The 12,631-nt window shown below is 31.2% G+C and carries 12 protein-coding genes; 4 read left to right on the top strand and 8 right to left on the bottom strand.

Features of this window, described 5'->3' with window-relative positions:
- Positions 1–16: 16 nt before the first annotated feature.
- On the bottom strand, positions 17–994 hold the full coding sequence (locus ACTPNM_RS04935) for an endonuclease/exonuclease/phosphatase family protein (RefSeq protein WP_440120849.1): 978 nt from the start codon (positions 992–994) through the stop codon (positions 17–19).
- 102 nt (positions 995–1,096) lie between these two features.
- Here ACTPNM_RS04935 and ACTPNM_RS04930 point away from each other — a divergent pair, with 102 nt between their 5' ends.
- Entirely contained in the window at positions 1,097–1,561 is a 465-nt protein-coding gene (locus ACTPNM_RS04930; RefSeq protein WP_440120848.1) for a Spy/CpxP family protein refolding chaperone, read from the top strand.
- 78 nt (positions 1,562–1,639) lie between these two features.
- On the opposite strand, the gene ACTPNM_RS04925 is transcribed toward ACTPNM_RS04930, so the two are convergent.
- Genes ACTPNM_RS04925 through ACTPNM_RS04915 form a run of 3 tightly spaced genes read right to left on the bottom strand, consistent with a single transcriptional unit; the run spans position 1,640 to position 5,098 of the window.
- Positions 1,640–2,155 (bottom strand): gamma carbonic anhydrase family protein, encoded by a 516-nt coding sequence (locus tag ACTPNM_RS04925; RefSeq protein WP_440120847.1) that lies wholly within the window; start codon positions 2,153–2,155, stop codon positions 1,640–1,642.
- Positions 2,156–2,159: 4 nt separating this feature from the next.
- Positions 2,160–2,894, bottom strand: coding sequence for a LytR/AlgR family response regulator transcription factor (locus ACTPNM_RS04920; protein ID WP_440120846.1), 735 nt, complete (start codon positions 2,892–2,894; stop codon positions 2,160–2,162).
- A 2-nt stretch (positions 2,895–2,896) separates the two neighbouring features.
- On the bottom strand, positions 2,897–5,098 hold the full coding sequence (locus ACTPNM_RS04915) for a tetratricopeptide repeat-containing sensor histidine kinase (RefSeq protein ID WP_440120845.1): 2,202 nt from the start codon (positions 5,096–5,098) through the stop codon (positions 2,897–2,899).
- A 237-nt stretch (positions 5,099–5,335) separates the two neighbouring features.
- Between ACTPNM_RS04915 and ACTPNM_RS04910 the strand changes: the two genes are divergently transcribed.
- Complete coding sequence (locus ACTPNM_RS04910; protein ID WP_440120844.1) at positions 5,336–6,466, top strand: hypothetical protein; 1,131 nt, start codon at positions 5,336–5,338, stop codon at positions 6,464–6,466.
- Positions 6,467–6,641: 175 nt separating this feature from the next.
- On the opposite strand, the gene ACTPNM_RS04905 is transcribed toward ACTPNM_RS04910, so the two are convergent.
- Genes ACTPNM_RS04905 through ACTPNM_RS04895 form a run of 3 tightly spaced genes read right to left on the bottom strand, consistent with a single transcriptional unit; the run spans position 6,642 to position 9,299 of the window.
- Positions 6,642–7,436 carry a glucosaminidase domain-containing protein gene (locus ACTPNM_RS04905; protein ID WP_274639186.1) on the bottom strand — a complete coding sequence of 265 codons (795 nt, stop codon included), beginning with the start codon at positions 7,434–7,436 and terminating at the stop codon, positions 6,642–6,644.
- A complete protein-coding gene (locus ACTPNM_RS04900) occupies positions 7,436–8,377 on the bottom strand; it encodes a 1-aminocyclopropane-1-carboxylate deaminase/D-cysteine desulfhydrase (protein ID WP_440120843.1) in 942 nt (313 codons plus the stop codon). Before ACTPNM_RS04900 ends, ACTPNM_RS04905 begins: the two co-directional genes overlap by 1 nt.
- 31 nt (positions 8,378–8,408) lie before the next feature.
- Positions 8,409–9,299, bottom strand: a complete 891-nt coding sequence (locus tag ACTPNM_RS04895; RefSeq protein ID WP_440120842.1) for a winged helix-turn-helix domain-containing protein — start codon at positions 9,297–9,299, stop codon at positions 8,409–8,411.
- Between the two features lie 339 nt (positions 9,300–9,638).
- Here ACTPNM_RS04895 and ACTPNM_RS04890 point away from each other — a divergent pair, with 339 nt between their 5' ends.
- Both ACTPNM_RS04890 and ACTPNM_RS04885 read left to right on the top strand, forming a co-directional pair.
- Positions 9,639–10,031 (top strand): SMI1/KNR4 family protein, encoded by a 393-nt coding sequence (locus ACTPNM_RS04890; protein ID WP_121146120.1) that lies wholly within the window; start codon positions 9,639–9,641, stop codon positions 10,029–10,031.
- A 141-nt stretch (positions 10,032–10,172) separates the two neighbouring features.
- On the top strand, positions 10,173–10,580 hold the full coding sequence (locus ACTPNM_RS04885) for a hypothetical protein (RefSeq protein ID WP_274639183.1): 408 nt from the start codon (positions 10,173–10,175) through the stop codon (positions 10,578–10,580).
- A gap of 83 nt (positions 10,581–10,663) precedes the next feature.
- Here the strand turns inward: ACTPNM_RS04885 and ACTPNM_RS04880 are convergent, their stop codons facing one another.
- A complete protein-coding gene (locus tag ACTPNM_RS04880) occupies positions 10,664–12,580 on the bottom strand; it encodes an ATP-binding cassette domain-containing protein (protein WP_440120841.1) in 1,917 nt (638 codons plus the stop codon).
- Positions 12,581–12,631: the final 51 nt, after the last annotated feature.

Here is a 12,631-nt window from a genome sequence, read left to right as displayed (position 1 = left end):
TACCGAGTTTCATTATTTATTTTAACTTAAATTTCATTTCTACTGGCAAATGATCTGATGCTTGTCCGAACTCATTTAACACACTTCCTTCTACATACTCTATAGAATCTTCAGTATAAAAAATATAATCAATACGTTCTACTGGATTTTTTGTATCAAATGTATTTTCAGGATTTTCAACAAAAAAGGCTGCATTTCCTACTCCATCCATTGCAAACATTTTTCTAACAATAGCCTCTTTATCTCTTGCTTTTGAATTAAAGTCTCCTAACAAAATAGCTGGATATTCTTTTTTATACTTATTAAAAAGATTCAATACATATTCAAATTGACGTACTCGTGTTGTTTTGTCAAAAGCCTCTAAGTGTAGATTTATAACAACTACTTCTTTTCCTCCTAAAGTAACTTTTACCACTTGTACCAATCTATCTAAATACAACGCATCTCTATAAAATGGGTTGTCAGCTACTCGCTCTAAAACTATGCGTTTATAATCTTTTAGCTCGTATTTACTCAAAATTGATTGACCTGAAACTATTTTACCAAAATGCATGCTTGGCGGCCAATATGGAAACGGCACATAGTGTTCATCCCAATTTACACCTCTTGCCACATAATTATACCCTAATTCTGCTAATTTTTCTTCTTGGTTTACTTCATAGGATCTTGCTGCATTATAATCGACTTCTTGAAGAGCAATAATGTCTGGATTCACTTTTTTAACCTCTGTAAGCACCTTTCTTAAGTTTGAATCAAATAATTCTTTAGGTTTTGCTATTGCTCTGTTATTTGTCATTCCGCTTAAATAACCAATATTATAAGTTACTATGCTGTAGATTGAATCATTATCAGTCGTGCTAGTGTAGTCGTGTGTAATAACTTTGGCATATTCTGCTTCATCCATTGTTGGGGACGATGCCCAGAAAAAAAAGATTGCAAACAATCCTACAGCTAGCAGTAAAAACCTTAAAACAATTCTAAAAAATGACTTCATAAAAAATTAAAAAAGTGTTAAAAACGATTTCAAATTTAAACTTTTTTAATCTGGAATGGTCTTAGAAGCGTAAATAATTAAAGAACCTTAAAATTTAATAACATGAAGAAATTACTAACAATCTTGATTTTAGCGGTTGGTTTTACTGTTACTACTCAAGCACAAAAGAGCGATAAGACAAAACATGAGGAGTTAAGTACTGAGCAAAAAACAGAACTAGCTGTAAAAAAAATGACGCTACAACTTGATTTAACCGAAGCTCAACAAAAGCAAATCAAGCCTTTAATAGCAAAACAAGTTGCTGAAAAACAAAAAATGTGGGCTAAAAGAAAAGCCATGAAACAAAGCGGTAAAAAGGCTACAGCTGATGAACGTTATGCTATGAAAAGTAAAATGTTAGATAAGCAAATTGCTCATAAAAGTGAAATGAAACGTATTTTAAATGAGCAACAATATGAACGTTATGAGAAAATGACTGCAAGAAAAATGAAAAGACATCAAAAAAAGGGTGATCATAAAAAGTTCAGAAAAGGGGAACACCATAAAAAGCATCAAGAGGAAAAATAAGCTAAACTTCTTAATAAATTAGTTTTTGATTGAAAAAAGCTCGGTTTTGGAAACAGAACCGGGCTTTTTACTTTTCAATTACTCTTTAAACCAACCTGAATATTTAACATAATTATTGGCAATCCTGTCAATTTCACCAGAAATAAGTTCTTTAGAAATATCTTTTACTTTTTTTGCTGGTACTCCTGCATAAATGCTCCCACTTTCAATATGCGTATTTTTAGTTACAACTGCCCCTGCTGCTATTATAGAGTTTGACTCTACTATACAATCGTCCATTATAATACTTCCCATACCCACCAACACATTGTCGTGAATAGTACATCCATGCACTAAAGCATTATGACCAATGGAAACATTATTTCCGATAGTAGTCGGTGATTTTTGATATGTTGCGTGTATTACTGCTCCGTCTTGCACATTTACTTTATCTCCCATTTTTATATAATGTACATCTCCACGAATTACTGCATTGAACCATACACTACATTCTTTTCCCATTTGTACATCACCTACAATAGTTGAGTTTTCTGCGATGTAACAATTTTCTGGAATTTGTGGATGTTTTCCTCTTACTGATTTTATAATTGGCATAGTTTTATTTAAAATATGATAATAAATTTGCTTTTTTAGATGCTGAAACCATAATCTCTTTTCCGTTTGACAATATTACGCTTCCTCCTTTTCCTTTTTTATATTTTGAAATTTCATTAACGTTGACTAAAAACGATTTATGTACCCTCACAAAAGAGTTATTCTTTAAGGTTTCTTCAAAATATTTTAGTGTTTTACTCACTAATATTTTAGAGTTCTCAAAGTATATTTCAGTATAGTTATCATCTGCTTTACAAAATAAAATTTCATTTACTGCTACTACTTCAAACCCATCTTGCTGCGGAATGGTTATCTTTCCATTTACTTGATGTATGGCTTTTGGCATTAACACAGCAGTTTCTAACTCATTTTCTTTTTCTTTAATTTCTGTTACAATGCTTACTGCCTTAATTAGCTCATCTATAGAAATTGGCTTTAACAAATAATAAGTTGCTTGATTATTTAATGCTTCAATGGCGTAATGATCGTAAGCAGTTACAAAAACTACTTCAAAAGTTTTATTTTCTACTTTTTCTAACAAATCAAAAGCATTACCAAAAGGCATTTCTACATCTAAAAACACCAAGTCTAACTCGTGTTTTTTAATTAATTTTTGTGCTTCTTCAATATTGCTTGCTTCTCCTAATAATTCAACATTAGGACAGTATTTAGCTATATAATTTCGTAGAATATCTCTACTTATTTGCTCGTCTTCAACTATAATTGCTTTTATTTTCATTGCTAATTTTCGTCTTTTTTTAGTGTCAATTCAACCTTAGTCCCACTTCCGTCCTCAAAAACATTAGAAACCATCACAGATATTTTATCTTGATACATATCATTCAGAATAGCAATTCTATTTTTAATAGTACTCATTCCTTTTGATTTCTGTTTGAGTTGATTTTTTGTCTTCATTTCTATTGATTTCTCCCTTCCTATTCCATCATCTTCTATCAAAATTGTGATAGACTCATTATTTTTAGGAAGCATCGAAATTTGAAGTTTTCCTTTTTCTTTTTTATATCGAAGCCCGTGCCAAATAGCATTTTCTATATACGGTTGTAGTAACATTGGTGGAATAGAGTATTGCTCCAGCGGTATACTTTCTTCAATATGGATGTTGTAGTCGAACTTATCTTTAAATCGATTATGCTCCAATTTAACATACAATTCTAACAACTCAATTTCTTTAGTCAACGGTATAAAATCTTCATCTGAATTTTCTAATACAGAACGCATTAATACTGAAAACTCTGATAAATATCGATTTGCACTTCGTTCATCATTTACTGCTATAAAACTATTTACTGAGTTTAATGCATTGAAAATAAAATGCGGATTCATTTGTGAGCGCATCGATTTTAATGCCAATAAATTGTTTGCTAATTTTTGTTGCTTGTTGGTTCTAAACATAAAATACACTAACAGAATCATCAATAAAAAACCTCCTATTAATGAATAAATAATCCATTTTTGTCGCTTGTTACTCTCCTGAACTAATTGCTGATCTTTATATGCTAAACTGATTTTACTATCTGCTAATTTTTTATCTTTTTCTAAACTCGCTATCCTGTTTTGATTGTCTGAAATTCGCTTACTAAAACGTTTTACCTGCTGAATTTCCTGCTCTTTTCTCGAATACAGCGTATCTACTAACGTTACATAATTTTGATAAGTTTTTAGAGCTTCCGTATAATCTCCTACTGTTGCATATACTTCTGATAAGCGCTTGGTTGCATCTTTTTGAATGATTAAATCTTTGTTTTTATCTGCATCTGCAATACTCTTTTTTAAATATGGAATTGCTTCTTCATATTCAGATTTTTGCATGTATGCATTACCTATTTTATAATTGATTTTTTGTGAAGTAATTGAATCAACTAACGATTCGTTACTCTCCGCCTCTACAACTATATCATCTGCTTCTTTTAAGCTCTCTTTTCGCAACTGAATTTCTTCGTCGTATCGTTGAGATTTGTTATAAAAATCAGCAACTTTTTGCTGTTCCTTTAACGAACGTTTCTTGTTTTCTTCTGATGCTAATTTTAAAGAGTTCTTAAAATATCCATCAGCTTTTTGTGTGTTTCCTTGAGCGGCAAAAACTTCTGCTAGTTTAGAATTTAAATCTGTTATTTTAGGAGTGATTAAGTTCTTTTTCGCAATTGCTAATGCTTTTTCATAGTTTGCTTTAGCCTTGTTATAGTTTTTTTGGACTAAATACACATCTCCTAACCCCTGATATGCAGTTAAACGCAAGTAATTATTTAATACTCCGCTTTGTAAACTTTGCAAATAGTTTTGTTCACTACTACTATAATCTTCAGATAAAAACGCTGCTTTAGCCAATTTCAGACGAATTCTAGGCGAATTCACTTCTTGTAAAGAAATTTGATAATTCTCAACCGCTAAATCATACTGTTTCCAATAAAAGTACACATCTGCTAATTCTTTGAATACATTTGCTCTTTGACTTTTATTAGGATTTGTTAACAACGTTTTTTCAACAAAAGACAAACTTTTATCTATATCTTTCTTTTTATAGAACTCAACTGAATCTAAATATTGTGAGTATAAACCTACTTGCTTTCTTTTACTATAAGAGCTTAGTTTTGATTTTCTTTTAGATGTAAATCCTTCAACTTCTACCTTTATATCTTCATCATCTTTAATTGTATAGAAAACACGATTAAAATTAGGATGTGACACTTCCAATTGGCTTCCTGCTGTTGCTTTTACAGTATAGTTTCCCGTTATTTCAGAAAACCGGAAAGTTCGTCCGTTTACTTCTACTCTCGCATCTTTAATGGGACGATTTGTTTCCTTACTCACCACTTGAACTTTTACTGAAAATTCTTTTGATAGTTCTTTATCTTCTTGGGAATAAGTTAATGAAAACTTCAGTAAAAATATAGGAAGTAATAGTATGTAAATAAGTTTCTTCATTCTTTATTTCTTACTGTAAACATACTCACAAAATACCATACAAAAAAACGGTTAACTCTCTAAAACACTATAAAAAGTAGTTAAAAAATGAGGCTTACTCATTTAACTTATCATTTCCCTAAACAAAATAGTGCGTTTACTCATTCTTGATTTTTTAAGAAAAAAGTTGAGGGTAGTTTTGAATAGAAATTAACACCAATCAAACTTTTACCCAATTAATAACTAAAAACAAAAATTATGAAAACGCACGCATTCAAAGTATTTTTCTTTTGCTTAGTACTACTAACAACAACTACGTTTGCTAATGAAAATCAACGTACAAGAAAAGTAAAAAAACAAACCGTTAAAGTTGCATTATTACTAGATACAAGTAATAGTATGGATGGACTTATCAATCAGGCAAAAGCACAATTATGGGAAATTGTGAACGAACTATCGTATGCTAAATGTAACGGTACCACACCTAACTTAGAAATAGCTTTGTACGAATACGGAAACTCAAGTTTATCTTCTAGAGAAGGGTATATCAGACAAGTTTTACAATTTACTAGTGATTTAGATGAGATTTCTGAGCATCTTTTTTCTTTGAGTACTAATGGTGGTAGTGAATATTGTGGTCAGGTAATACAAACGTCACTAGACGAATTAGATTGGGGAGCTAACAAACGTGATTTAAAAATGATTTTTATTGCAGGAAATGAACCTTTTACTCAAGGAAAAATTAATTACAGAGATGCTATTACAAATGCTAAAGAAAAAGATATTACCATAAATACTATTTTTTGTGGTGATTATAACCAAGGTATTACTGGAAGATGGCAAGACGGAGCTATTTATGGAGGTGGTGATTATATGACTATTAATCAAAACAAACACATTGTACATATTGTAACTCCTTATGATAACGATATTATTATTTTAAACAAACGCTTAAATGACACTTACATTCACTATGGTTCTTATGGGTATTCTAAATATAGTAATCAAGCTAAACAAGATATGAATGCTGAAAGTTTAGATGAAGCTGTAGTAGTTAAACGTGCTGTAACTAAAAGTTCTAAACTATATAAGAATGCTGAATGGGATTTGGTGGACGCTTCAGAGGAAAAAGAAATTGATTACAGCTCTTTAAAAAAGAAACAACTTCCTAAACAGTTACAAAACAAATCTGCCAAAGAAATTAAAGTGTATGTTGAAAAGAAACGTAAAGAGCGTGCTGAAATTCAGCAAAAAATTCAAGAGTTAAATAAAAAAAGAAAGTCTTATGTAGCAAAAAAACAACGCGAAAGTTCTAAAAAAAATGAATTAGAAAGTGTTATGATTAAGGCTATCAAAAAACAAGCAAAAAAGAAAAATTACTCTTGGTAGTTTTGATTGGGGTTTGGTTAAGTTGAAGCGGAGTTTTACTCCGCTTTTTTATATCTTCATTCCTACCAGCGAGAGGAATCTCATTCAAAGAAACAGTAAATATTTTTAATAAACAGAATCAAAGCCCTTCAGATTTCTCTATTCCGTTACATTACAGTTTGAAATGACATTTCGTTTATTTTACTAGCAAATCTTGACCAATACTAATGTTATTGTCACTTAGTCCATTTACTTCTTTTAATCGTTGTACCGAAATATTATATCGTCTGGATATAGAATACAATGTATCTCCTTTTTGAACTTTATGAGAACTTGTTTTATAAGTTGGTGTTTTCGCTGCTAGAGAACCATCTCGTCTTACTCTATCGTATTTATCTAGATTGTACTTTCTAATAATAGATATTAATTTTTGAGGATATTTTCTGTCCGTTGCATATCCTGCTCTTTTTAACCCATAAGCCCAACCTTTGTAATCTGTATGTCTCAACCTGAATAAGCTTGCATACCTTTTACGAGTTAATAAAAACTGAGAGTGATCTTCATACGATGTTTCTGGATATTTATATTTTCTAAAACATTCTCCTTTTTCATCATCATCGTGAGTTACACTATGCCCCTGCCAACCTCTATGGCATTTGATTCCAAAATGATTGTTTGATCTAAGAGCTAATGCACTTCTACCACTTCCTGATTCTAATACCCCTTGTGCTAAGGTGATACTAGCTGGAATACCATGTTCGTGCATTTTCTTAACCGCAATTGGTGCAAATTTTTGAATATATGCTTCCGTATGATTTGTAGTAGTTGATATTGGTTTTTGTATTTGTTCTAACTGTGGTAACTCAGGCGCTTTTTCTTCTCTAGGTTCTAAAACCACTTCATTTGGTGTACTTTTTACTACATTTTTACCTGACCCACAACTTGTCAATATTACAGCACAAACTGCTAAAAAAACTACCTTTATTCTCATTAAACCTTTATTAACTCTTGATTTTTATTCTTTAATTTTTGATTTACTCCTGCTATTCCTTGTAAACCTCCTGTATGAATTGCCAGTATTTTACTGTTTTTCAGAAATGTGTCCTTTGCCACTAAATCTAATATTCCAAATAACATTTTTCCAGTATAAATTGGATCTAATAAAACACCTGTTTGCTCTTTAAATTCATTTATAAAACGGATTAACTCCTCTGTATATTTTCCGTAGCCTCCAAAATGATACTCATTTTGCAAACTCCAATACTCATTCTTGAGTATAAAAGGTTTGATTTCATCTACTAAAAAATCACCTTTCAACGCAGGAAACCCTATTATTTTTTGATGCTTTTTAGCTGAATTTATCAATCCTGAAATTGTTCCGCCAGTACCTACTGCACAACAAATATAATCGAATTTTTCATCTTCATTTGTTAAAATCTCTTCACAGCCTTGTACCGCTAATGCATTCGTTCCTCCTTCTGGAACCAAATAAAAATCACCAAACTCATTTTTTAACTCATTGATGAATTCTTCAGAAGTTTTGTTTCGGTAGGTTTCTCTTGTAATAAACTTAAACTGCATACCATTCTCGTATGCATTTCTCAAAGTTTCATTTTGAGAAAGGGTCTTAACTAAGTCTTTACCTAGTTCATCTCCTCTAATAATTCCAATAGTTTTGAATCCTGCTATTTTCCCTGCGGAAGCAGTAGCAGCAATATGATTTGAAAAAGCTCCACCGAAAGTCAATAAAGTTTCTTTTCCTTGTTGTTTTGCTTCTTCAATATTGTATTTGAGTTTTCTGAATTTATTCCCTGAAACAAATGGGTGGATAGTGTCTTCCCTTTTTACAAAAAGTTCAATTCCTTTTGTTTTTAAAATAGGCAAATGAATTTGTTGATTCTCTGGTATGGGAATTTCTAGTTGAAACAGCATTTTAAAAAGTTATCAACGCAAAAATAAGCCTTTAATCTATTTCTAGCTTATATCCTACTCCGTGAATGTTTGTTATTTTTATGGATGTGTCTTCTTTTAACTTTTTACGAAGTTTAGAGATATAGGTATCTAAACTTCTTCCGACTACTACACCATTATCTTCCCAAACTCTTTTAGTTAACTCTTCACGTTTTATAATTTCGTTAGGTTTACTGATAAGAATTTCTAACAACTCACATTCTTTTTTAGATAAACTAATTTCTGTAGCTTGTTTTACTAACTTGTTTTGCTCTGGGTAAAACTCAAAAATTCCTAAGTTTACTACATTCATTAGGTTATTAGTTGTCGCTGTTTTATTTTTCCTCTTTTTTTGATACACAACACCTACAAGTACAGCTATTAAAAACAGTAATCCATAAAAAATAAACTGATTATTATTTGACGTGCTTATTTTAAGAAATTGAACTTCTATAAAATAACAGTTAGTAGGCAACACTCTTCCTTTACAAGGGATGATTGCTTTTTCTTCTTTTTTCTTCATTTCGTAGCTATACACTACTTCCTCATTATCACAATTTTTAACCTCTAGAATATAATTTGTTGGAAAACTTGACTTTTTAAAACTCCTATTCACTAAAGTTACCAAACCATCTGGTTCAATCTTCAAATTGTTTTGAAAACTTAGCTTAAAGGTTGATTCACTCAATTGCTGTACAGGTAAAACTAATGAAGTAGTATCTGCATTGCTTAGCAATAACTGGTGTCCTACATTTCGAAGTGAAACCTTTACACGTTGTGAAAAATTATCGTTGGTTGTACACGAAGTAAATAAGGTTATTACAGCAAACAGGGATAATCCTATTTTGGATATTATTAAATTATAGCTCTTACTCATACTATCTACAAATATCCTACTTTTCAATTGCTTTAAACAAGAGTTGACATTTCTTTTACACTTTTTTGACATTTTTTATCTCTCGTCATTGCTACCAGAGGGAAAACACTTACTGTCATTTCGACTGCAAGGAGAAATTTCATTAATAAAAGTAACTCACAACCTTAAGATTTCTCAGTCGCTCATAAAATCGCTTATTCGAAATGATATTATTTTACTATATTGAAACTCCAAAATTGAAATGGAATAAAATTGCTAAAACCTTCTTTTATCATCTACAAAAATCAAAATAACAGTACTTTTAGTTCTTTTATGACATGTTGTGTATAATTCAGTAATTCTCAAGATGAAAAAAAATAATTTAAAATGCCATTTGACTTAGACGAAAAATATATTAGAGAAACTGAATCAGAATTAAACGTAAAATTCCCGTCTGAATTTAAAAACCGAATGATTAAATTAAATGGAGGCGAATTGGTTACAGACGAATTTGAATTTGAGCTATATCCTTTTTTTGACAAATCTGACCGAAAAAGAATAAGTCGAACTTGTAATCACATTGCACTCGAAACAAAAAACGCTCGTGAATGGAATGGATTTCCTAAAAATGGAATTGTTATCGGGTTCGACGGATTTGGAAATCTAATAATCTTGACTCATAGTGGAAACGGAATTTTGACTGACGAAATTCACTTTTGGAACCACGAAATCGGACAAGTAGAAAAAATAGCAGAATCTATAACTGAATTGGATGGATAAAAACTATGCACAGCAAAGTGTATTAAAAGATCAGTTAACTCCATTATTAATAGAAAGCAACGAAATTACAATTGAATGATAGCATTTGCTAAATTAGGTACTTAAAACACTAAAAAAACTTTATTGATAATATCTAAAACTATGGAAGATTTTTGTTGGAGATGTGGAACTCCCCTAATATTTTTATTAAACTCAAATAATATTCTTTCGAGCGAGTGTAAAAAATGTGGTCAAGGATATGGAAAATTGAAAGGTAAATCTTTAATTGAAAGTAGACTAGACTCTTCTTTCTCCCACCCTCTATATCATATAATTTTTGAAAAAGAAAAAGTATCTCAAGAAAAAGTTAATCGAATTGCTTTGGCTTTTGCTCAACACGACAAAAGGTATCTTGAAATATTTATTAAAGATATAGAAGATGAATTAACTACACCTAAACGGAAACTAACTGATTTCCATAATTTATATGGGGCTGAGGAAATAGCTAGAGATTATCTTTGTCGATTATCTAAAGAAATCAAATACTTACTGGAACAGAAAATAAAATAACTACTTATAACAATCCAAAAAAATATTGCTTTGGTTTTCTTACTTAGAATATATTCAAATTAAGTATATAAGTAAATCACCTTCTAAAACCCAGCAACCTGCTCCTCAACTTGCTCCCATTCTTCCATGAGTTCATCTACTTTTGCTTTTTTAGCTTTGTAGCTTTCAAAGAAATTAGGACGAGAAGACACTTCATCATAGTTTTGAGCTAACTCTAAATCTATTTTTTCTATTTCAGCTTCTAAATCTGCGATTTGTGTTTCAATTTTATTCAGCCTATTTTTTAGCTTTTTCAGCTCCTTTTCTTGCTCTCTCGATAATTGATAGGCTTCTTTTTTAGACGTATCTTTTTCTTCCTTAAGTACGGTTCTTTTTTCAGCATCACGTAAACTTTCCATTTTGTGTTGCTCTAAGAAATAATCAATATCACCTAAATATTCTTTTATTTCTCGGTCTTTAAATCCGTAAACAGTAGTGGTTAATCCTTGTAAGAAATCACGGTCGTGAGATACAACGATTAAGGTTCCATCAAAATTTTGTAGTGCTTTTTTCAGTACATTTTTTGAGGCAATATCTAAGTGGTTGGTAGGCTCATCCATTATTAGCACATTAAAAGGCGATAATAACAGCTTGCACAATGCTAAACGATTCCTTTCTCCCCCTGATAGTACCTTTGCTTTTTTGTCTACTGCTTCTCCACCAAACAAAAAGGCTCCTAACATGTCTCTCACCTTTACACGATTGGTATCATTCGCAGCATCTTCCATAATTTCCAACACTGTCTTCTCAGGTGGTAATTCTTCCGATTGATTCTGAGCAAAATATCCTATTTCAACATTATGTCCTAGCTTAAGATTTCCTTCAAATGGAATTTCTCCTACCATCATTTTGGCTAAAGTAGATTTTCCTTGTCCGTTTTGACCAACAAAAGCAATTCTGCTATTACGCTCAATCAATAAGTTAACATCCTTCAACACCTCTTTTTCGCCGTAGCTTTTAGCTAAATCCTCTGCTTCAACTATAATTTTACCAGGTTCTTTCGAAATAGCAAAGCGGACATTCATTACTGCATTATCGTCCTGATCTACTTCAATACGTTCAACCTTATCAAGTTTTTTAATAAGGGATTGTGCCATGGAAGCTTTGTTGGCTTTAGCTCTAAACTTCTCAATCAGCTTTTCAGTGTGTTCTATTTCTTTTTGTTGATTTTTTTGCGCTTGTAATTGCTTTTCTTTGATTTCAGCTCGTAACTTTAAAAACTCTGTATATGGTTTTTTATAATCGTAAATTTGTCCTAAAGAAATTTCTATAGTACGGTTGGTTACATTATCCAAAAACATTTTATCATGCGATACTAATACTATGGCTCCTGCATAGTTTTTTAAGAAGTTCTCTAACCAAATAATAGATTCAATATCTAAGTGGTTAGTGGGCTCATCGAGTAATAAAATATCATTATTTTGTAAAAGTAATTTTGCTAACTCAATACGCATACGCCAACCTCCAGAAAACGTATCTGTTAGTTTATCAAAATCTTCTCGTTGAAATCCTAGTCCTTGTAAAATCTTTTCAGTTTCTCCCTGATAATTGTATCCTCCTAGTAATTCGTAACGTTCAGTTTTTTCGTTTAAATCTATAATTAGCTGATTATATGCTTCACTTTCATAATCGGTTCTTTCAGCTAATTGTCTGTTTATCTCGTCTAACTCTAACTCAATTTCTTTTATTTCAGTAAATGCTTGGTAAGCTTCTTCTAAAATAGTTCTTCCGTGTACAAAATCAATATCCTGACGTAAAAAACCAATACGTACATCTTTATCAAACGCTAACGTCCCTCCGCTGCTCTCAATATCTTTTGATAGCACTTTTAGTAAAGTAGATTTTCCTGCTCCATTTTTTCCAATCAATCCTATTCTATCTCCTTTTGTTAGTTTAAAGGTGATTCCTGAGAACAAATCTGTTCCCATAAATGAAACTGATACATCGTGTACGTTTAACATATTTTTAGCAAATTACTTTGGTTTTGTAACTAGAGTTACAAACGAGAGTTT

The organism is Tenacibaculum sp. Ill (assembly GCF_051938915.1).
Taxonomy (GTDB): domain Bacteria; phylum Bacteroidota; class Bacteroidia; order Flavobacteriales; family Flavobacteriaceae; genus Polaribacter; species Polaribacter larymnensis.
This window is presented reverse-complemented; position numbering and strand designations above follow the sequence as displayed.